A 19,993-nucleotide genomic window follows, 5' to 3' on the forward strand; every position below is an offset into this window, starting at 1 on the left:
CCGCTCGACGGCCGCCGCGACCGGTCGTGGCCTCGGCAGCCCGTTGTGGGCCGTCCTGTGATCGGCTGCGTTCGACAACGTGTCGCCTCCGGCTTTCGCGGCTCCGGCTCCGGCTTCGGCCCCGGCGTTCCCCCGCCCTCTCACCTGTTCTGCCCGCGATCGGGGCAACGCTCACGTTTCCCCCGGCGCTCCCGGGGCCACGGGGTCTCACCTGCGGCTGACGGTCTCACCTGGGACTGAGGGTCTTACCTGGGACTGAACCGTGACCTTGATCGGGAGCCCGCTGTCACCGGCGTGTGATTACCTGTCGCCATGCGCGCGTGCGCGCTCTGTACGGGGGTGCCGCGGGGAGCGGTGCGGGCGGAGGGGAGAGCCGTAGTGGAAATGCAGCCGGTATCGGGGGCGTTCGCGGCGCGGGGCCGCAGGGGGTTCCTCGCGCTGATGGTCGGGACGATGCTGCTGGTCGTGGCCGCCTGTGGCGGTGACGGCGGGTCGGACGACGGGAAGAAGGGCGCGGACGGCGACAAGGGCGGGGGCGGCCGGAAGACCTCGCGCGCCGTCGTGGCGATAGCGCCCAAGGACGGGGCGAAGGGCGTCAACACCCACGGCGCGCTCAAGGTGACCTCGGCCAAGGGCCGGCTCACCTCCGTCAAGGTCAAGGACGCCAAGGGCCACGCGATCGACGGAAAGATCACCGAGGACGGCAGCACCTGGCGGCCCACCCACCACCTGAGCTCCGCGACCACCTACACGGTGGACGCCGTCGCCAAGGACGCCCAGGGGCTGACGGCGGCCAAGCGCTCCTCCTTCACCACGCTCCGGCCCAAGCAGACGTTCCTCGGGACGTACACCCCGGAGGACGGCTCGAGGGTCGGCGTCGGCATGCCGGTCTCGATCCGCTTCTCCCGGGGCATCACGGACCCGAAGGCCGTGGAGCAGGGGCTCAAGGTCTCAGCCTCCCCGTCGGTGCCGATCGAGGGCCACTGGTTCGGCAACGACCGGCTGGACTTCCGGCCGGAGAAGTACTGGGCGCCGGGCACCAAGGTCACCCTCAGCATGGACCTGGACGGCGTGGAGGGCCGGCCGGGCGTCTACGGCGAGCAGAAGAAGACCGTGAAGTTCACCATCGGCCGCAGCCAGGTCTCCGTGGTCGACGCCAAGAGCAAGAAGATGGTGGTCAAGCGGGACGGCAAGACCATCAGGACGCTCCCCATCACCTCCGGCGCGCCCGGCCACGAGACGTACAACGGCAAGATGGTCATCAGCGAGCGGCTGGCGGTGACCCGGATGAACGGCGCCACGGTCGGCTTCGACGGCGAGTACGACATCAAGGACGTGCCGCACGCGATGCGCCTGTCCACCTCGGGGACCTTCATCCACGGCAACTACTGGGCGGGCCAGGCGACCTTCGGCTCGGCGAACGTGAGCCACGGCTGCGTCGGCCTCTTCGACCAGCGGGGCGGCGGCTCCAAGTCGACGCCGGCGGCCTGGTTCTTCCGGAACTCGATCATCGGTGACGTGGTCGTGGTGAAGAACTCGCACGACAGCACCATCCAGCCGGACAACGGGCTCAACGGCTGGAACATGTCGTGGAAGAAGTGGAAGGCCGACCAGTAAGGCCGACCGGGAGCGGCAGGCAGGAGCGGCAGGCCGTAGCGACGACCAGGAGGGACAGCGGGAGGCGCGGGGAGGGTGTGGACGGCGTGCTAACGGACGCTAACCTGCGCTCATGACTGTGAACCTCGAGGTCGCCGAGGGCGTCGGCACCATCCGGCTGGACCGTCCGCCCATGAACGCGCTGGACATCGCCACGCAGGACCGGCTGCGGGAGCTCGCCGAGGAGGTGACCGGCCGCGACGACGTACGGGCCGTGGTGATCTGGGGCGGCGAGAAGGTGTTCGCGGCCGGCGCGGACATCAAGGAGATGCGGGACATGGACCACGCCGGGATGGTCGCCAGGTCCCGCGCCCTCCAGGACTCCTTCACCGCCATCGCCCGGATCCCCAAGCCCGTCGTCGCCGCCGTCACCGGCTACGCCCTCGGCGGCGGCTGCGAGCTGGCGCTGTGCGCCGACTACCGGATCGCCGCCGAGAACGCCAAGCTCGGCCAGCCGGAGATCCTGCTCGGCCTGATCCCGGGCGCGGGCGGCACCCAGCGCCTCGCCCGGCTGATCGGCCCCTCCCGCGCCAAGGACCTCATCTTCACGGGCCGTCAGGTGAAGGCCGACGAGGCGCTGGCGCTCGGTCTGGTGGACCGCGTCGTACCGGCGGCGGAGGTCTACGAGCAGGCGCACGCGTGGGCGGCCCGGCTGGCGCGGGGCCCCGCGATCGCGCTGCGCGCGGCCAAGGAGGCGGTGGACGCGGGCCTGGAGACCGACCTGGAGACCGGCCTGGCCATCGAACGGAGCTGGTTCGCGGGGCTGTTCGCCACCGAGGACCGTGAGATCGGGATGCGGAGCTTCGTGGAGGAGGGGCCGGGCAAGGCCACGTTCCGCTGAGCGGTGGCCCGGGCGGCCCCACCGCCCGGGCGAGCCGTACCCCGCGCGGGTGAGCATGCCCCGTGCGGGCGAATTTGTTTCCCCACCCGCGAGCCCTGGGACGAGCCGGTCCGGTACGCTGGGTGATCGTGCGTACGCGCCGTGACATCGCAGGTCAGGCGCGGTATTTGGGGCATCTGACGGTCGCTGGCACACGTTGGAGCCGGTTTGTGGAGCCTAGGGCCCCGGTGTTCTGGAATCCCCTGGTTCCGCCCCGGACGGTATGCCGGACGGCCATGATGGGGGGCATGGCGGGCTTGGAGGGTATGGAGCAGCCGCAGCGGCGCACCGGTACGGCCGCGCCTTCCCGGGCACCTTCCGCCGACGACGAGTCGGCCGCCAGGGCGGTGGAGCTGTTCGGAAACCCCGCGGTCGACGAGGTGCGGCTGCCGTCCCGCCCGGAGTCGGCGGGCGCCGCCCGCCGGCTGGCCGAATGTGTGGTGCTGCGTGACTGGGGCCTGAGCCCCCAGCTGGCCGAACACGCGGTGCTGCTGGTGTCGGAGCTGGTGGGCAACGCGGTCCGGCACACCGGCGCCCGCACCTTCGGGCTGCGGATGCTGCGGCGGCGTGGCTGGATCCGGGTGGAGGTGCGCGACCCCTCGCGCGGGCTGCCCTGTCTGCTCCCGGTGGCCGAGCTCGACACGAGCGGGCGGGGGCTGTGGCTGGTGGACCTGCTCGCCCAGCGGTGGGGGGCGGATCTGCTGCCGCGCGGCAAGACGACCTGGTTCGAGATGCGGGTGACCGAGCCCTGACCGCACGCCGAAGAGGCCCCCACCGTCGGTTCGCGACGGCGCGGGGCCTCTTTCGTGCCGCCGCGGATGGAAAGGGGTGTCATCCGTGGCAGTGGGGTGAACGACCTCGCTCGGGTCGACGGGGGTCGCGTGCCTCACTATCGCAGAGACCAGATCCAGCCACCAAATCAATCAAAGGTGAGGTGTGACACTCGCCTTGTTAATAATGGGTAATGAAGTCGTCTTTCCTTTGGGTGGCCTTTTTCGGCAGGGAATTTCCAGTGGTCCATACCGTGACGCGAATTCTTTCTTTGCCTCTCAATCCTTGGCATGGCCCTGCCGACACCCCACCATGGAACCGCGCTACGCGCGTCACACCCCCCCACTGTCACGGCTATGGATCCCGGGAGACCCCCCATGGAAACGCACGGCCGCACCCCTTCCCGCCGTACCCTGCTGCGTTCCGGCGCCTACCTCGGCGCCGCCGCCGCCGGGCTCACCGCCGCCACGACCCCCGCGCGGGCCGACGCGAGACGCGTCCGGGCCGCCGTCGCCTACCCACCCACCCACTGGATCCCGGCCAGCACCTCGAACTACCGGGTCTCCAGCCGTCCCACCTCGTATCCGATCGACTTCGTCGTCATCCATGTGACGCAGGAGACGTTCCCGGACGCGATGAAGATCTTCCAGGACCCGGCCAAGCAGGTCTCCACCCACTACATGGTGGCCTCGGCCGACGGCTACATCGGGCAGTTCGTGCGCGAGAAGGACGTCGCCTGGCACGCGGGCAACCGCGACTACAACAACCGCAGCATCGGCATCGAGCACGAGGGCTGGGTGGACAAGCCCGAGTACTTCACCGACGCGCTCTACGAGTCCTCCGCGACCCTGACCGCCGCCATCTGCGACCGCTACGGCGTGCCCAAGACCCGGACCCACATCATCGGCCACAACGAGGTCCCGAACGCCACCCACACCGACCCCGGCAAGTACTGGGACTGGGACCGCTACATGGCCCTGGTCAAGGCTGCCTGAGGCGCCCCGCGCTCCCTGCTGCCGGACGGTCTAATCTGTGCGGGTCAGACAAGCGCACAGAAGGGGCGGATCACGTGGCGGACATCGAGGCGGCGCGGAAGGCGTTCGAGCGGTACGACCTCAACGGGGACGGGCTGATCAGCGCGGCCGAGTACAAGAGCGTGATGGCTCAGCTGGGGGACCCGTATGTCACGGAGCCGGTCGCCCAGGCCGTGATCAACTCCCATGACTCCAACGGTGACGGACTGCTCTCCTTCGAGGAGTTCTGGGCGTCCCAGAACAAGGGCAGCTGAACCGGGCGCAGGGCCCGACCGTACGTACGCAGGACCGGCGGCGCGGCCGGCGGATCACCGCCAGCCGCGCCGCTGCGCGCTCGCCCGCCGGCGGCGGTCGTTGCACAGCAGGCAGCGGCCGTACCCCTGCGGCAGCGGGTCGTCCTTGTCCCCGTACAGCGGGTCCACGGCGCCGCGCGGATGCTCCGGGCAGCCCGTCGCGCCGTGCTCCGCGCCCAGCGCGCCCGCGGCGGCCAGCGCCCGGCGCAGGGCGTCGACGAGCAGCTCGGTCTCCTGTCCGGAGGGCGCGGCGTCCAGCGAGAAGGCGATGTCCGACGCGGTGGTGAGCGCGCTGCGGAGTTCGCGCAGGTCTGCGTAGCTCATACCGGAAGGGTAGGTGCCGCCACCGACAGCCGCCCCGGCTGCCCCCACCCGCTCCCGGCCGCCCCGGCTACTCCTTCCGGGCCCAGGCGCGCAGGTCGGCCTTGCTGTCGAAGCGCGCCACGTTCTTGTCCACCGGGTGGTCGGTGTACTGGTGGATCCGCCACGTCGCCTTGATGCGCGGCTCGCCCGCCGTCACGTAGTCGGCGATCCACAGCCCGTCCCCGGCGTACGAGGTGGTGTCGACGTTCAGCCAGTACGTGCGGTTGCAGTACAGCAGCACCCGGTGCCCGGGGCGGAGCTTCTTGACCTCCCGTATGAACCGGTCCTTCTCGGCGTTGCTCGCGTGGGTGCCCTCGGAGGTGGTCTCCCAGTCCACGGCGAGCAGGTCGTGCGACCGGGAGGCGCACTTCTCCACGAAATAGGCCGCCTGCGCCGCGATGTTGCCCGGCCACAGGAAGTGGTAGAAGCCGACCACGCACCCCGCCGCGCGGGCGCGGGCGGCCTGCGCGGACTGACGTGGGTTGATGTAGGAGCGGCCCTCGGTGGCCTTGATGAAGACGAAGGCCTGTCCGTCCGGGTCGAAGCTGGACTGGTGCGAACTGACGTCGATGCCCCGCAGCATGCTGCCTGCCTTGGATTGCCGTGCCGGATGTCCCCTGTTGTCCTTGTCATGCCCGGCGCGGCGCCGTCCGCACCGTCGAGGGGCGTCATCCGTCTCTACATGGCGAGCCGTGCCCTGGACCAGCTGTCCCCCGGACGAGTCGGATCGACTGCTCATCAGCTCAGCAGAAGCACGGCCGCGATCGCCAGATGAGTGACGTACTGGCCGGCCATGAAGGCGCGGTACGGGGCGCGTTCCCGCCCGGCGGCGGGATGCCGGCACAACCAGGAGACCCAGCCCGCGCCCCCCGCCAGCACCGCGGCCGCGCCCAGCAGCGGCGGATCCCAGACGGCGGCGCCCACGGCGAACGCCACGGCCACCGCCGGGGCGCAGACCGCCGTGACCGTCCGCGCCGCCCTCTCGCCGCGGACCACCGCGAGCGTGCGGCGCCCGCCCTCCCGGTCCCCGGGGATGTCGCCCAGGTCCTTCGCGAACGCCCCCACCAGACCCATCCACGCCGACATCACGCCGGCGACCAGCCAGAAGCCCGGCCGCGGCGCACCGCCCGCGGCCTGCGCCCCGGCCCCGTACGTGCACAGCCCCACGCCGATCACCGACAACGACGACGACCAGCTGCGCCGCTTCGCGCTGAGCGGCGGCGCGGAATACGCCCAGCCGAAGAACAGCATTCCGCCGATGCACAGCAGGAGGCCCGGATCGCCGACGCCGAGCAGCAGAGCGGCCGCGGTCAGGACGCCGATCGCCCAGGCGGCCGCGCGGACGGACAGCGCGCCGGACGCCAGCGGCCGCCGCGAGCCGTTGGCCCGGTCCTCCGGCAGGTCCATCACGCCGTTGAGCAGATAGGCCGCGGCGGTCGCGCAGAACGAGGCGAGGGCGCCGGTGGCGAACTGGGCCAGGGGCAAGTGGCCGCCGGGCCGGGCACCGAGGGCCCCGACGGTGAAGCGGGCGAGGAAGACCACCTGGACCACGGGGCGCGCCTCGCGAAGACACAGCCAGGCCACCCTCGCGGCGGCGACGCGCGGGGACAGCCGGGGTAACGGACCGTCGGGGGTGGCCGATGCGGCCTGTGAGCCTGGGGACATGGGCAGAATCTAGCCGCCGTCCCCGCCGCCGGCGAGAAGGCGTCGCAGCGCGGCGGACACCCACGCCACCAGCACCCCGGCCACGACGGCCCCGGCCCCCGCGCCCGTCCCGATACACCCCACCACGCCCGAGGTCCTGCTCCAGTACGCTGAAGCCCATCAGTACGGACCCGCGTAGTGCACGGTCAGGGAGGTGAGTCATGACCGCCGAGATGGTCGCTCCCGCGTGGATGCACCAGCAGATCACCGCCGAGCAGTACGACTCCTGGTCCGAGGAGCAGTGCGCGGGCGTCGAGATCGTGGACGGGATGGTCGTCGTGAGCCCCAGCGCGTCCAAGCGGCACAACCGCCTGGCCCGGATCCTCGCGAACGCCCTGGACGCCGCCGCGGGACCCCAGTGGAACGCCGACACGGACTTCGATGTCCGCCTGCAGGACGTGCCGCTCACCAATCGGCGCCCGGACGTGGTCGTGTACCGCGCGGAGACGATCGACGTCACGCCCACCCGCCCCGAGCATGTGCTGCTGGTCGCCGAGGTCGTGTCGCCGGGGTCGGAGACCACGGACCGGATCGTGAAGGTGGATCAGTACGCGAAGGCCGGGATCGCCTTCTACTGGCGGGTCGAGCAGGCCGCCACCGGCCTGCCGCTGGTGTACACGTACGTCCTGGATCCCGCCACCGGGGCCTACCGGGACGGAGACGTGTTCACCGGAGTGGTGAAGGCAACGGCTCCGTTCCCGGTGGACATCGACCTCGGCCGGCTCTGACCACCGGCCCGTCGCTCAGGCCCTGCTCTGCCGCTCGGTGCAGGCGACGCACCGCTCGGCGTGCGGTACGGCCAGTACCCGCTCCCGGCCGATGGGGGCGCCGCAGGAGGCGCAGGAGCCGAAGGTGCCGTCCTGGATGCGGGTGAGGGCGGCGAGGGTCCGTTCCAGGAGGGCGGCGGCGGTGTCGGCGCGGGTGTGGAGTTCCTCGATGGCGAGGGTGGTGGCGCCGGCGTCCGCGGCGTCGAGGACGCAGTCGCCGCGGACGGCCGACTCGGTTTTCCGCGCGTCGGCGATCTCCGCGCGGAGGCGGTCGCGCAGGTCGGACAGTACGGCGGCCGCCTCCTCGAGGTCCTGCGGCCCGAGGGGGCTCTCGCGCGGGGGTGTGCTGTTCATGGTGGTCAAGCCGGTCCCGCCGTCAGTTGGCCACGAGGGAGTCGTCCTCGACGCGGGCGCCGGGGAGTCGGTGGCGGGCGGCGATGAGGGCCGCGTCCACGTCCCGGGTCCCGGTGGAGACGCACAGGGTGTAGGCGACGTCGTCCATGCGCTGCCGCACTTCGGGGCTGCCTTCCTCGGCGTTCAGCGCTCGCAGGGTTTCGTACTGCTGGACGAGGTTGCGCAGGACCGCGGGGTGTGCCATCAGCATGGGGCCTCCTTGGGGCGCAGAACCGCTACGGGGGTGAGCGGAAGCTCGGATACCCGCCGGGTGAACGCGTATGCCCTCGTGTTTCGAGAGGTCCCAGTGGTGTTAGAGGCGGGAAATGGCGGGGACCCGTCCACATGGTGTCCACGGGCACCAGGAGTGGTGTCCGCGGGAACCGGACCAGAAAGGTTGTGATGGTAGTGGGGCAGGAGGCCCTGCACGAGTTGGGGGAGAAGGTACGCAGCGCGAAGAAGACCGCGCCCACCAGGCCGCACCCGGGCGCGCCGGACAGCGCTCCGGCGCTCAAGCTCCTCGCCCCCGGGGCGGGGCCGGTCGACCGGGCCCGTGACCTGGTCACCGGACGCGGCAGGCAACCGAAGGGCAGGGAAGAGGGATAACCATGCCCGCACGATCCAGCAGTAAGCGCGAACGACAGTACGAGCACATCAAGGAGGGCGCGGAGAAGCGGGGCGCGTCCGAGGGCCGTGCCAAGGAGATGGCGGCCCGTACGGTCAACAAGGAACGGGCCCGCGCCGGCGAGAGCAAATCCGCCAGCAAGAGCTCGACCCGGGACCGCAAGTCCGCGCCGCAGCGCGGCGGCGAGCGGTCGGGCGGCGGCTCGAAGGGGCCGACGCGCGATCAGCTCTACAACGAGGCCAAGCAGCGCGGCATCGAGGGCCGCTCGCACATGACCAAGGACGAGCTGGCCAAGGCCCTGGGCCGCTGACCGTCATTGGACGGGCCCGTGGGCCCAAGGGCCCGCGGGGTGTGCGCGTGGGAAGAGGTCCTGGTCGATGGCCAGGGCCTCTTCCCACGTCTTACCGTGACCGCTCCATCCGGACGGTGAACGGCTCCTCGGCGCAGGGGGCCGTGAGGGTCAGGGTGAGCCTGGCCAGCCGGTCTCCCCACGACGCGCGCAGCAGCGGGTCGTCGAGGGGGCGGTGGTCGAGGTGCGCGGTGGCGCGGGCCGGGTTCCAGGTGATCGACAAGGCGCACCCTTCGGCGGTGACCCGGGCCCGGCCCTCGGCCAGTTCGACATCCCCCGACAGCACGTGCCGCAGCAGCACGGGGTGGGCGGGGCGCGCCGGGCCGGGGGCGCCGGGAGCCGGTGTCCAGCGGTCCTCGACCAGGATGTGGGCGGGGGAGTCCCGGGTGGCGCGTACGAGCCGCAGGGATCTGCGCCAGCTCCGCAGCAGGCCCGGCGGGTAGGCACCGGCGAGTTCGGCGTGCAGGGCGGCGCCGGTGGGGGTGAGGTCCACGCGTACGTCGTCCGCGGCGTGGGTGGGCCCGGGTTGCTGGGCGGCTCCCGGTTCGGGGACGTTGTGCCAGGCGCTCCGCAGGGGCCAGGCCCGGTAGCGGTCCGGGCCGAAGCTGGAGGCGGTGTACGTGGGCTGGCCGATGTCGACGACCAGGGGCCGGCCGTCCAGGGCGACCCAGTAGGAGCCCACGTCGAGGTGGTTGTGCCGCTCGCCGTTGTGCCCGGCCTTCGCGGCGAGCGTCAGTCCGGCCGCCGTGGCCGCCGCCTCGCGCGCGACGAGGACCTGCACCCGGGGGAGCCAGGTCTCGCGGGACAGCCAGGTGCTCCCGGCCGCGGGGGCGGTCAGGGCTCGGTGCCAGCGGGGGTCGGTGAGCCCCGCCAGGGCTCGGGCGAGGCCGGCCCGGGGGCGTACGGCGGCGCCGTCGCGGCCGCGGGCCAGCGCGTGGGCGCGGACGCCGGGGTCGGCCAGCCGCTCGCCCCACTGGAAGAGCAGGTGCCAGGGCTGGTCGGGCCACAGTCGGGCGGGGGCGTCTCCGGCGTTGACGTACCAGTCCCCGGCCAGGTGCATCCGGCTCGGGAACCTGCTGAGCGGGCCGAAGACGGGCAGGTCGCGGGCGTCGAGCGGGGGGCCGCCGGCGTCGGCGAGCAGGTCGAGGGCCTCCAGGAGCCGGCCGGCGCCCTGCCACCAGTAGGCGACGCCCTCGTCGATCCCGCCGTCGTCGGGGAGCACCGCGAGGTAGTGGTCCAGGCCCTCCACGACGAGCCGTACGAGCCGGGCCCGCCGCTCCTCGTCGTCGGTGAGCAGGAGGGCGGCGGCGAGCACCGCCCCATGGATCCACGGGTTCCAGTTGTGGGCGTCCCCGTCGCGGCCGATCCAGTGCCAGTCGCGGACGCGCTCGAAGGGGGTCAGCACCCGCAGGTCCACCTCGCGCCGAAGCCGCCGCCGCAGCCCGGGGATCCGGCGGTCCAGATGCGGCCCCAGGACGTGGTCGGCCCAGGCCAGCAGGGACGCCACCTCGGCGGCCCCCAGGTCGAGGAACGGCCGGTCGGGGTCCGGGAGCACCTCGCCGCGCGAGTCGGCGAACCGGTCGTGCGGCGCCCAGCACCACGTACTGGCCTCGGCCAGGGCCACCAGCGCGTCGGCCGCCGCGTCCAGGTGGGGCGCGGCCCCGGGCGGGGCGTCGGCCGCCGCCACCTCGCCGGTGAGCGTGGCGGCGAGGACCAGCAGCGTGGTCCGCTCCCGCAGCCTCCGGGCGGCGTCCTCGTAGGCGGTCCGCACGCCGTCGCGGAAGGTCCGCGCCCAGTCCGACGCGGTCAGTACGGGCGCGTCGCGGCGGAGTTCGGCCGCGGCCTCGTCCAACAGCCCCCGGCGGGTGGCGGCGTCCACCGCGTCCCACACCGGGCGCGCGGTCACGTCGGGGACGCGCAGCCGCGCCCGGACGTCCCGTAGGAGCTCGACCAGGGGATCGGCGCCGGGCCCGGTCTCCAGGACCGGGCCCAGCCGGTCCCGGAGGGAGCGGTGCGCGGCGGAATCCGGCTCTACCGTCCCCATGGTGGATGTCTCCTGATCGGTTGTCTGATCGGTTCTCTGCCGACACCTGATCGGTTGTCTGATCGTTTCTGTTCGAAATCGTTGACTCGGAACTATGCCACGGGGTGAGGTGGCAGATCACCACCACCCACCACCCACACCCACCACCACAGACTTCCGGAGGAAGCAGTGTCGCCTCACGAGGACCGGGACCTCTCTCCGTACACCGGATGGACCAGGGCGCACTGGACCACGCTCGCCGACCGGATGCTCGCCGCCACCCGCCCGTACGCCTCCCCGGCCGGCGCCCGGATCGACCTGCCCGGCCCGGCCAGCCGCAGCGGCCCGGTCTCCGACGGACTCGAAGGCTTCGCCCGGACGTTCCTGATCGCCGGCTTCCGGGTCGCCGGAGAGCGGGGCGCGGACCCCGGAGGGCTGCTGGAGCGGTACGCCCGCGGCCTGGCCGCGGGCACCGACCCGCACTCGCCCGAGGCCTGGCCCCGCCCCGACCGGCTCGGCCAGGCCAAGGTCGAGGCCGCCTCCATCGCCCTGGTCCTCCAACTGATCAGGCCCTGGCTGTGGGACCGGCTGGACGACGGGGTGCGCGAGCGGACCGTCGCCTGGCTGGGGACCGTCGTCGGGCAGCCCTACCCGCCGATCAACTGGGTCTGGTTCCGGATCGTCGTCGAGTCGTTCCTCCGGGAGGCCGGCGGGCCCTGGTCGGCGGGCGACATCGAGGAGGACCTCGCCGTCCACGCCTCGCTGCGCCGCCCCGGCGGCTGGCTCAGCGACGGGCAGGAGCGGGCCTACGACCACTACACGGGCTGGGCGCTGCACCTGTACCCGCTGCTGTGGACCCACCTGTTCGACGTCACGGGCACGCTGTGCCCGCCGGCCCTCCGCGAGACCTGGGCCGCGGACCTCGCCCGCTACCTCGACGACGCGGTGCGGCTGGTCGGCGCCGACGGCTCGCCGCTGCTGCAAGGGCGCAGCCTCGCCTACCGCTTCGCCGCCGCGGCGCCCTTCTGGGTCGGCGCGGTCACCGGGGCGGGCGGGCAGCCGCCCGGGCTGGTGCGCCGGGCGGCCGGCGGCATCGTCCGGCACTTCACCGACCGCGGCGCCCCCGACCGGGACGGGCTGCTGGGCCTCGGCTGGCACGCCGCCTGGCCGGCGATGCGGCAGTCCTACTCCGGGCCGGGCTCCCCGTACTGGGCGGCCAAGGGCCTGCTCGGCCTGATGCTCCCGGCCGACCACCCGGTGTGGACGGAACCGGAACTGCCGCTGCCGGTGGAGACCGGGGACGTGGCACGGGTGATCGAGGCCCCCGGCTGGCTGCTCTCCGCGCGGCGCCGCGACGGCATCGCGGTGGTGCTCAACCACGGCACCGACCACGCCCGCCCCGGCGACACCAGCGCCGACTCCCCGCTGTACGCGCGGCTCGGCTACTCGACCGCCACCGTCCCGCCGTTGACCGCGGCCTCGGCGGCGGACCCGGTCGACAACGCGGTCGTCCTGCTCGACGGCGCCGGCCGGGCCAGCCACCGCAGCGGATTCGAGACCCTGTTCGCGCGCGAACTGCCCGGCGGGGTGCTCGCCGCCGGCTCCCGGGGGCCGGTGCGCTGGGTCGACACCACCGCCGACGACTCGCCCGACCACGGCTCTGGCCGGACCGGGCCGACGACACCCGGGCCCCAGGTCACCGTTGTTTCCGTGCTGCGCGCGGGGGTGGAGGTCCGGCTGGTCAGGGTCGATGCCCCGGCATCCCGAGCGGCCGCGTCGGGGGTCTGCGTACGGGTGGGCGGCTGGCCGGTCGCCGCCGGCACCCCGCCCGAGACCCGGACGGGCACCGGGCCTTCGGGACCGTACGCCGAAGCGGGCACCGCTTCCCCGCCTCCCGCTTCCCGGCCTCTCGCTTCGCCACCTCCCGCCTCGCCACCTCCCGCTTCCCCGCCTTCAGGCTTCCCGTCGCCCGGCTGCCCGTCTTCCGGGCCCCTGCGTTCCGTGCTGCGTGGTCTGCGGGGGCTGAGCCACGGCGGGGTCGCCCTCGGCGAGGACGACAGCCCCCTCGGCGCCCGGACCGCGATCCCATGGCTGGCCACGGACGGCGTGCCGTACGGCGAGGTGCTCGCCGCCGCGGTGGTCCTCGACCGGGGCGCCGCGGGTGACACCGACGGGCCGGACGGCCCGGAGGGCCCGGACCCGGCCGTCGCCGTGCACCCGACTCCGGACGGCGGTCACCGCGCCCGGCTGACCTGGCCGGACGGCCTCACCGCCGAGGTGGAGCTGCCCGCCGTGCGGTAGTCAGTGAACTTTGTGGTGAGTATCGGACAGCGACACGCCGACGCCACGGCGTGTCGCTGTCCGATACTCACCACAAGTCTCAGACGGCCGAGGCCCGCTTGACCGAGGAGTCGCGGAGGACGAGCTCCGGCAGGATGAGGACGCGCTGGGCCGGGCGGCGCCTGCCCTCCATGAGCCGGGACACCATCATCTCCACCGCGACCCGCCCGACCCGGGCCTTGGGCGGGCGGACGGCCGTCATCGCCGGCTCCGCCAGATGCGCGACCTCGTCGTCGTAGCTGACCAGCGCGATGTCGTCCGGGATCGCCACCCCCCGCTCGGTGAGGTACTGGGCGACGGACATCGCGTCGGGGTCGCTGTGCACGATCAGCGCGGTGATCCGGGACCTGCGGCACCGGTTGAGGATGCCCTCGATGATCTGCCGGTGGCCCGGCACGTCGAGGGCCACGCCCTCGCGGCTGCTGGCCCTGGCCGCCGAGCACCGGCCCTGGCGGTACCTGGTCTTCTTGGGCCTGCTCTCCCTCGCCGCCGGCCCCTCGCTCGCCGCGGCCTTCGCCTACCTCCGCGCCGCCGCCGACGACGCGCGGGCCCCGGTGACCATCCTGTTCCGCGGCTACCGCCGCCTGATCACCCGGGCGCTCCTGGCCTGGACCCCGTTCGCCCTGCTGGCCGCCGTGGCCACCACCGACCTGGCCGCCCTCGGCACGACCGGCCCCGGCCCGGTGCTGGCCCCCCTGCTCATCGTGGTGACCCTGGTCGCCCTGAGCTCCGGCGTGGTCGCGATGGCCGCCCTGGCCGAGGACATCGGGCTCACCCGCCACACCCTGCTGGCCGCCTCCTACGCGTCGGTCCGCCGCTGGCCGCTCGCCCTGCTCAACCTCGCCCTGCTGGGCGTCGCCCTGGTGATCGTCAACCAGGCCCCGCTGCTGGGCCTGGCCGCGGTGCCTGGCTGCGTCCTGTTCGTCGTCTGGCGCGACTGCGGGGCCATGCTGGAGGCGGTGGGGGCCGTCAGCACTCGATCACGTTGACCGCGAGCCCGCCCCGCGCGACGGGGAGGCAGCGCGGTGGCCCATGATGGCGGCCTGGAGCTCGGTCATTGCTGGGCCAGATCGCCCATCCACACCCTCCTGCCCATTTCGTCCAGCTCCACCTCCCACCGGGCGCACTCGGGCATCGCCCGGCGCAGCAGCCGCCAAGAGTCCGGCCCGGTCGGTGGGTGCCCCAGCGACGCCCCACGTCCCGCACCTCGACGCGGGGCTCGCTCACGTCCATTCGCCGCCCACGGCTGCAGCCGCCCCCGGACCCAGCCCAGACCGGCCCGGGTGTACCAGTCGGCCAGCGCCCGCCTGGCCAGCTTGGGGTCGGCCGCGGCGGGCCGGTCCATGCGCGGCCGACCCGCGACCGGTCGGTCCGGCCGGCGGCAAGAAAATCATCTTGTCGCGACCATGATCAAGACATAGCCTCGCCACCCGAGTCGAACAGCCGCGGGGGGCGGATGTGACGTTACTCATGGTTGCCGCGACGGTGTACGGCGTGGCGCAGATGCTCGTACTGTCCTCGCCGGCGCGGTCGGCGCGGGTTTCCACGGCACTGTTGGCCATCGCGGTGGGTGTCTACGGGGGCGGTGTCGTGGCGGCGCTGCTGGAACTCGCGTACACCCGGAACGTCGCGGAGGCGACCGGGGAGCCGCTGGCCAAGGTCGTGGAGACCGCGAGCTACACGGTTGACCCGGTCATCGAAGAGCTGATCAAGGTCACGCCGCTGCTGCTGGTCGGCTGCAACATCAAGATCCGCCGTCAGTGGGGACTCACGGACTTCGTGGTGCTCGGCGCTGGGCTGGGTGCGGGGTTCGGGTTGCTGGAGGCCGTGGCACGGTACGGGCTGGAGGCGGAGCGGGCGATCAGCCATCCGGGCGGCGGCTGGATCATTCCCGACAGCCTTCGCGCGCCCTATGTCCCAGGCCCCGAGCAGGTCTTCTCCGCCTGGTTCCCCGCTCCGCAGGGAACTCTTGAACTGGGTGATCTCTCCCCGGCCGCGGGAACCAGTCCCCATCTGGTCTACACGACGATGGCAGCGCTCGGTGTGGGGGTTCTGCTGCGTGCGAGAGGCTGGGTACGGGCCCTCGGCGTCGTGCCCCTGGTCGCCACGTCCGCTCTGCACATGCTCACCAACTACGCCGCCGCGCATCCGACCGACCGGGACGCCGCGTCACGGGTCGATACGTTCCAGGGGATGCTGTGGGCGGTTCCCCTGGTGTGCCTGGCCGTGGCCATGGCCGCCGATCTGCGGCAGGTGCGGCGTGCGAAACCGGTGGTGCAGGGCGTCCTGCTGCATGCGGAGCGCGCCGGGAGGTCCGGTCTGAGTGCGCTCGCGGGGTACGCGGCCTGGTGCGTGCCCTGGTCGACTCTGATCGCCCTGCGTTTCGCACGGCTCCGGCGGTCGCTGTTCTTCGGGATGACGGGCGGTGCGCCGTACGCGGGTGCTGAGGTCCTGCACCGCACGGTCACGTGGGCCGCCTCCCAGATCGACGCCTCCGACCGCGAACAGGCCTGGCGCGGTGTCGACTTACGGGCCGTGCTCCGGGCAGGGGGCGGGCTTCGGGCCCCGCGCCGCAAGTGGTTTGTGGTCATCGCCCTCGGGCTGACGATCCCGTCCCTGGTACTTCTGCTGCTCGGGTCCTTTCCCGCTGCGGCTGAGGTGCAGCGGTACTTCGGCTCGGGCAAGGGGCTGTACATCCTGGTCGTCTTCGGGATCGCCGGTCTGCTGCTGATCGGCTGGCAGCTCATGCGGCTGCTGGGCGCCTGGCGGTCGACCCTCGCGCTTCCGCATGGCGAGGTGCTCGCGATCATCCGTCTCCGGATCTGGGTGGCGTTCGGCGGCGGTGTCACAGGTGTGCTGTTGGTGCTGAGGCTGGGGGACGGCGCGGCGCCGGACAGCCCGGTGATCCGCAATCTCCATCTCCTCGACGCGCTGAACAACTTCCTGGCCTACCTCGGCTTCGTCCTCATGCTGCTGGCCCTCCTCGCCCTCTTCCCACCCGGCGGCGGGCTCGCCCTCGCGACCGCAGGAGTGACAGCCGGCGCTGTCACTGCCGAGGCGGCGATCCATGCCGCCGCGCTTGGAACGCTCGGCATCCTCCTCATGACGGCGGCGTCCGGCGGCAGCGGCGCGGAAGAGGGCTCATCAGCCCATACGCCATCCGAGGGCCAAGGGAAGCAATCCGGCCCACGCGATGGACGCTTTCCGTCGGATGAAACCGTCCCGGTCACCGAGGAGCAGCAGGGAGCCTTTACACAGAGTCAACGACAGTTGAGCGGGCTCAGTAAGAGGAAGCAGGCCGAAGAGGTCGGAAAAGGGTTCGAGAAGGATGGCCAGAAGTACAAGCCGGAGGCGCCCTTGTTGAGGGGAGGGAAGCATGGATTGGACTGGTCGGAGGGAACAGCTCGTGCGGTCAAGGACGGCCGTCCACAAGGGCGCTTCGGGGATGCCGCGGATGTCAAGTACGCTGCGGAGCGCGGAGCCGAACTGGGGCCGGGCGAGCAGGGGTTCTTCAGATTGCCGAACGGGCACAATTGCGTGGAATATTTACCGGATGGGACGACGCGCACACCGAACAGTATTTTTGTGAAAGTTTATCCAAACGGTAAGGTGCACGCCTACCCGTTGACTCGATAGGGGTTGTTATGGGCTTCTGTGTGCAACCGGGGTGTCCCGAGGTGCTGAAGGTCGAATCCGCTGAGGACATGGCTGATGCGGTGGGTCAACTCTATCCTCTGGAGACCGAGCATGCGGTCTTGGTGTGGAACCGGGTTCCGGTGCTGCTGGAGTACCGCTACGATATTCCGGTGTTGCTCGACGACCTCGTGCCGCTACTTGAGGAAGTTCGGCGTCCGGAATTCTCTGAAACTCGGGTCTACTGGGGATCGGACACCTTCTCCGCCGAATGGCAGATTCGTCGCGACGGCGCCTTGCTGGACATTCATTCCCGCTGGATGGCCGTGTCCGGAGGATATGAGTTCCTACTTAACGACAGGAGTCAACTGACTGTCGAAATCAACTCGTTCGTCGCCGAGTGGCTGAAGGTGCTGCGACGGATCACATACGATCTCGGGGCTCAGACCGTACATTTCGAGGATGACGACCTAGTGGTCCGGGTGAAGGCCCTGCTGACGTCACCGCATTAACGCGGGGCCGTGCGGCTGTCCCTCACCGTGGACCTCTGGACCGGCCCTGGGGACTCATGACGACCGCTCCGTCCGGACGGTGAACGGCAGGGTGACCCAGTACGAACCCGCGTAGAGGTAGCCGTGCCGCTCGCCGTCGAGATGTGGCGGTGGTTTATGGATGGCTGCCGGGCAACATGGCACCGTCCATGAATCACTTCCTCCCGGAGATTTCGGACGCACGGCTGCATGCCGAGCGTTGCAGTCTCGCGAAAACTGATCTCCCCGGTGGGTTACCACGACAGGCGGCGGGCCCCGTTTCGCAAAGGCCTGGGGGCATGAGTACTTGTACTCATGCCCCATCGCGGCGTCTTGGAAAGGTAAGGGTGTGACGGGACGAAAGCGAGGTGTTACGTCAACTCGTCGGGCTGATCTTGGCGACTGCGGTCTCGATGTGCCGGTCGACCAGCGCGGGCGCGCCGGTGAGCATCACCACGACATTGCCCTGGCGGACGGCGGCGGTCTTGAAGACCTGCGGTCGGGCCGGGAGATCGATAGTGGTCGTGTACGCGTACTGCTCCTCCCCGACCTGCGGGGGCGCGGACTTGCTGACCTTAATCGAGATCGGCGTGCTGCCGGATGTCATGGTGAAGGTCGGACAGGATGTCCACGCGTTCATCACGGCGCGCAGCTTGCTCGATAGGGCGGACGGGGTGTCGCTGTACAGTTCCTCGCCCAGTTCAGAGTCCTCGTCGTACTTGAATTCCGCCGTGGCTTTAACCGCGAACTTCATCCGGTCACTCTGCTTGGCGAGCTTTTCCAGCGCTGGACATCCGTCTGCGCCGATGTCGTCGTACTGGGACGCCTCATCCTCCTTTTCCGGTGATTGGACGTATCCGGAACCGAGATCGCTGGTTGTGAGCAGGAATGCCCGCAACTTGCTGGCTTCGAGGGGCCGGGCGTCGGCAGGCTGGCTTGCGGTCGACGTCTTGATGCTTGGCTTGGAGTCCGTATGCTGGCCTCCTGAACTGCTGCAGCCGACAGTGGCGGCAAGAGTTCCGCAGACAGCGATCGCGGCGATCCCATGGTATTTCAGTGGCTTGTGCCGTAAGTGCATTTCGGGTCTCCTTTAATCGGCGGGTGACGACCCTACCGGCCGGGCGACCAAGGGGTGGAAAGCACTGGTCAGGGCCTATTTCCCTAGCACTCGATCACGTTGACCGCGAGCCCGCCCCGCGCCGTCTCCTTGTACTTGACCTTCATGTCGGCGCCCGTCTCCTTCATGGTCTTGATGACCTTGTCGAGGGAGACGTGGTGCCGCCCGTCCCCGCGCAGGGCCATGCGGGCCGCCGTGACGGCCTTGACCGAGGCCATGCCGTTGCGCTCGATGCAGGGGATCTGGACGAGGCCGCCGACGGGGTCGCAGGTGAGGCCGAGGTTGTGTTCCATGCCGATCTCGGCGGCGTTCTCGACCTGTTCGGGGGAGCCGCCCAGGACCTCGGCGAGGCCGCCGGCGGCCATGGAGCAGGCGGAGCCGACCTCGCCCTGGCAGCCGACCTCGGCGCCGGAGATGGAGGCGTTCTCCTTGAAGAGCATGCCGATGGCGCCCGCGGCGAGGAGGAAGCGGACGACGCCGTCCTCGTCGGAGCCGGGGACGAAGTGGGTGTAGTAGTGGAGGACGGCGGGGATGATGCCGGCCGCGCCGTTGGTGGGGGCGGTGACCACGCGGCCGCCGGCGGCGTTCTCCTCGTTGACGGCCATGGCGTAGAGGGTGACCCACTCCATGGCGCGGGTGGCCGGGTCGCCCTCGGAGCGCAGGGCGCGGGCCGCGGTGGCGGCGCGGCGACGGACCTTGAGGCCGCCGGGGAGGATGCCCTCGCGGGACAGGCCGCGCTCGACGCAGCCGCGCATCACCTGCCAGATCTCCAGCAGGCCCTCGCGGATCTCCGTCTCGGTGCGCCAGGCCTTCTCGTTCTCCAGCATCAGCGCCGAGATGGACAGGCCGGTCTCATGGGACAGGCGCAGCAGCTCGTCGCCGGTGCGGAAGGGGTACTTCAGCACGGTGTCGTCGAGCTTGATGCGGTCCGCGCCGACCGCGTCCTCGTCCACGACGAAGCCGCCGCCGACCGAGTAGTAGGTCTTCTCCAGGAGGGGGAGGCCATCGGCGTCGTACGCGAAGAGGGTCATGCCGTTGGCGTGGTACGGCAGCGAGCGGCGGCGGTGCAGGACCAGCTCGGCGGACTCGTCGAACCCGATCTCGTGCTCGGCGCCGATCTCCGCGCCGAGCAGCCGCAGCCGCTTGGTGGTGCGGATGCGCTCCACCTCGTCGTCGGCGGTCTCGACGTCCACCGTGCGCGGGGAGTGGCCCTCCAGGCCGAGGAGGACGGCCTTGGGGGTGCCGTGGCCGTGGCCGGTGGCGCCGAGGGAGCCGAAGAGCTCGGCGCGCACGGCGGAGGTGTGGGCCAGCAGGCCGTCGTTCTTCAGCCGGCGGACGAACATCCGCGCGGCCCGCATGGGGCCGACCGTGTGGGAACTGGACGGTCCGATGCCGATCGAGAAGAGGTCGAAGACGGAGATGGCCACGGGGGAGCTCCTTGGATCTGCACGGAGTGCGTGCGTGTGGTGCGGGGTGGGTGGGGGCGCCGGGGTGGTGCGCCCCCCTCCACCTTCC

21 protein-coding genes and 1 pseudogene are annotated in these 19,993 nt (G+C 71.5%); 12 read left to right on the top strand and 10 right to left on the bottom strand.

What is annotated here, in order from left to right; translation table 11 throughout:
* Nucleotides 1-384: 384 nt before the first annotated feature.
* From ABFY07_RS30490 to ABFY07_RS30510, 5 genes are all read left to right on the top strand, one after another.
* Nucleotides 385-1,617, top strand: a complete 1,233-nt coding sequence (locus tag ABFY07_RS30490; RefSeq protein WP_346177586.1) for a L,D-transpeptidase — start codon at nucleotides 385-387, stop codon at nucleotides 1,615-1,617.
* A 112-nt stretch (nucleotides 1,618-1,729) separates the two neighbouring features.
* Nucleotides 1,730-2,497 carry an enoyl-CoA hydratase/isomerase family protein gene (locus ABFY07_RS30495; protein WP_346177587.1) on the top strand — a complete coding sequence of 256 codons (768 nt, stop codon included), beginning with the start codon at nucleotides 1,730-1,732 and terminating at the stop codon, nucleotides 2,495-2,497.
* 287 nt (nucleotides 2,498-2,784) lie between these two features.
* Nucleotides 2,785-3,288 carry an ATP-binding protein gene (locus ABFY07_RS30500; protein ID WP_245738184.1) on the top strand — a complete coding sequence of 168 codons (504 nt, stop codon included), beginning with the start codon at nucleotides 2,785-2,787 and terminating at the stop codon, nucleotides 3,286-3,288.
* Between the two features lie 396 nt (nucleotides 3,289-3,684).
* Nucleotides 3,685-4,302: an N-acetylmuramoyl-L-alanine amidase gene (locus ABFY07_RS30505; RefSeq protein WP_346177588.1), complete on the top strand. Its 618-nt coding sequence runs from the start codon at nucleotides 3,685-3,687 to the stop codon at nucleotides 4,300-4,302.
* 74 nt (nucleotides 4,303-4,376) lie between these two features.
* The gene (locus ABFY07_RS30510) at nucleotides 4,377-4,595 is read left to right on the top strand and encodes an EF-hand domain-containing protein (protein ID WP_346177589.1); all 219 of its coding nucleotides are present in this window, start codon (nucleotides 4,377-4,379) and stop codon (nucleotides 4,593-4,595) included.
* Nucleotides 4,596-4,649: 54 nt separating this feature from the next.
* Here the strand turns inward: ABFY07_RS30510 and ABFY07_RS30515 are convergent, their stop codons facing one another.
* The 3 genes from ABFY07_RS30515 to ABFY07_RS30525 all read right to left on the bottom strand — a co-directional run bounded on the left by ABFY07_RS30515 (nucleotide 4,650) and on the right by ABFY07_RS30525 (nucleotide 6,662).
* Complete coding sequence (locus ABFY07_RS30515) at nucleotides 4,650-4,958, bottom strand: hypothetical protein (RefSeq protein WP_346177590.1); 309 nt, start codon at nucleotides 4,956-4,958, stop codon at nucleotides 4,650-4,652.
* A gap of 67 nt (nucleotides 4,959-5,025) precedes the next feature.
* Nucleotides 5,026-5,580: a GH25 family lysozyme gene (locus ABFY07_RS30520; RefSeq protein WP_346177591.1), complete on the bottom strand. Its 555-nt coding sequence runs from the start codon at nucleotides 5,578-5,580 to the stop codon at nucleotides 5,026-5,028.
* Nucleotides 5,581-5,735: 155 nt separating this feature from the next.
* Nucleotides 5,736-6,662 (bottom strand): UbiA family prenyltransferase, encoded by a 927-nt coding sequence (locus ABFY07_RS30525; protein WP_346177592.1) that lies wholly within the window; start codon nucleotides 6,660-6,662, stop codon nucleotides 5,736-5,738.
* Between the two features lie 200 nt (nucleotides 6,663-6,862).
* Here ABFY07_RS30525 and ABFY07_RS30530 point away from each other — a divergent pair, with 200 nt between their 5' ends.
* Complete coding sequence (locus ABFY07_RS30530; RefSeq protein ID WP_346177593.1) at nucleotides 6,863-7,429, top strand: Uma2 family endonuclease; 567 nt, start codon at nucleotides 6,863-6,865, stop codon at nucleotides 7,427-7,429.
* 15 nt (nucleotides 7,430-7,444) lie between these two features.
* Here the strand turns inward: ABFY07_RS30530 and ABFY07_RS30535 are convergent, their stop codons facing one another.
* Together ABFY07_RS30535 and ABFY07_RS30540 are read right to left on the bottom strand one after the other, a co-directional pair.
* Entirely contained in the window at nucleotides 7,445-7,822 is a 378-nt protein-coding gene (locus ABFY07_RS30535; RefSeq protein WP_346177594.1) for a TraR/DksA family transcriptional regulator, read from the bottom strand.
* 22 nt (nucleotides 7,823-7,844) lie between these two features.
* Nucleotides 7,845-8,072, bottom strand: coding sequence for a DUF5133 domain-containing protein (locus ABFY07_RS30540; RefSeq protein ID WP_065964870.1), 228 nt, complete (start codon nucleotides 8,070-8,072; stop codon nucleotides 7,845-7,847).
* Between the two features lie 206 nt (nucleotides 8,073-8,278).
* Here ABFY07_RS30540 and ABFY07_RS30545 point away from each other — a divergent pair.
* Together ABFY07_RS30545 and ABFY07_RS30550 are read left to right on the top strand one after the other, a co-directional pair.
* A pseudogene (locus tag ABFY07_RS30545) lies at nucleotides 8,279-8,467 on the top strand (hemerythrin domain-containing protein); the annotation flags it as partial.
* A gap of 2 nt (nucleotides 8,468-8,469) precedes the next feature.
* Nucleotides 8,470-8,796 (top strand): plasmid stabilization protein, encoded by a 327-nt coding sequence (locus ABFY07_RS30550; protein WP_065964872.1) that lies wholly within the window; start codon nucleotides 8,470-8,472, stop codon nucleotides 8,794-8,796.
* A gap of 91 nt (nucleotides 8,797-8,887) precedes the next feature.
* Here the strand turns inward: ABFY07_RS30550 and ABFY07_RS30555 are convergent, their stop codons facing one another.
* Complete coding sequence (locus ABFY07_RS30555; protein ID WP_346177595.1) at nucleotides 8,888-10,879, bottom strand: heparinase II/III domain-containing protein; 1,992 nt, start codon at nucleotides 10,877-10,879, stop codon at nucleotides 8,888-8,890.
* Between the two features lie 168 nt (nucleotides 10,880-11,047).
* On the opposite strand from ABFY07_RS30555, the gene ABFY07_RS30560 reads away from it, so the two are divergent.
* The gene (locus ABFY07_RS30560; protein WP_346177596.1) at nucleotides 11,048-13,159 is read left to right on the top strand and encodes a DUF2264 domain-containing protein; all 2,112 of its coding nucleotides are present in this window, start codon (nucleotides 11,048-11,050) and stop codon (nucleotides 13,157-13,159) included.
* A 79-nt stretch (nucleotides 13,160-13,238) separates the two neighbouring features.
* On the opposite strand, the gene ABFY07_RS30565 is transcribed toward ABFY07_RS30560, so the two are convergent.
* Nucleotides 13,239-13,607, bottom strand: a complete 369-nt coding sequence (locus tag ABFY07_RS30565; RefSeq protein WP_346177597.1) for a substrate-binding domain-containing protein — start codon at nucleotides 13,605-13,607, stop codon at nucleotides 13,239-13,241.
* On the opposite strand from ABFY07_RS30565, the gene ABFY07_RS30570 reads away from it, so the two are divergent.
* Nucleotides 13,573-14,187 carry a hypothetical protein gene (locus tag ABFY07_RS30570; protein WP_346177598.1) on the top strand — a complete coding sequence of 205 codons (615 nt, stop codon included), beginning with the start codon at nucleotides 13,573-13,575 and terminating at the stop codon, nucleotides 14,185-14,187. The genes ABFY07_RS30565 and ABFY07_RS30570 overlap by 35 nt on opposite strands.
* Nucleotides 14,188-14,252: 65 nt before the next feature.
* Here the strand turns inward: ABFY07_RS30570 and ABFY07_RS30575 are convergent, their stop codons facing one another.
* Nucleotides 14,253-14,543, bottom strand: a complete 291-nt coding sequence (locus tag ABFY07_RS30575; RefSeq protein WP_346177599.1) for a hypothetical protein — start codon at nucleotides 14,541-14,543, stop codon at nucleotides 14,253-14,255.
* A gap of 149 nt (nucleotides 14,544-14,692) precedes the next feature.
* Between ABFY07_RS30575 and ABFY07_RS30580 the strand changes: the two genes are divergently transcribed.
* Both ABFY07_RS30580 and ABFY07_RS30585 read left to right on the top strand, forming a co-directional pair.
* Entirely contained in the window at nucleotides 14,693-16,834 is a 2,142-nt protein-coding gene (locus ABFY07_RS30580) for a PrsW family intramembrane metalloprotease (RefSeq protein ID WP_346177600.1), read from the top strand.
* Between the two features lie 41 nt (nucleotides 16,835-16,875).
* Nucleotides 16,876-17,343, top strand: coding sequence for a hypothetical protein (locus tag ABFY07_RS30585; RefSeq protein WP_346177601.1), 468 nt, complete (start codon nucleotides 16,876-16,878; stop codon nucleotides 17,341-17,343).
* A 394-nt stretch (nucleotides 17,344-17,737) separates the two neighbouring features.
* On the opposite strand, the gene ABFY07_RS30590 is transcribed toward ABFY07_RS30585, so the two are convergent.
* Nucleotides 17,738-18,439: a hypothetical protein gene (locus ABFY07_RS30590; RefSeq protein ID WP_346177602.1), complete on the bottom strand. Its 702-nt coding sequence runs from the start codon at nucleotides 18,437-18,439 to the stop codon at nucleotides 17,738-17,740.
* A gap of 83 nt (nucleotides 18,440-18,522) precedes the next feature.
* Nucleotides 18,523-19,905, bottom strand: a complete 1,383-nt coding sequence (locus ABFY07_RS30595; protein ID WP_346177603.1) for an L-serine ammonia-lyase — start codon at nucleotides 19,903-19,905, stop codon at nucleotides 18,523-18,525.
* Between the last annotated feature and the right edge of the window lie 88 nt (nucleotides 19,906-19,993).

Origin of the sequence: Streptomyces sparsogenes subsp. cuspidosporus (assembly GCF_039532705.1) — a bacterium.
GTDB classification, from domain to species: domain Bacteria; phylum Actinomycetota; class Actinomycetes; order Streptomycetales; family Streptomycetaceae; genus Streptomyces; species Streptomyces sparsogenes.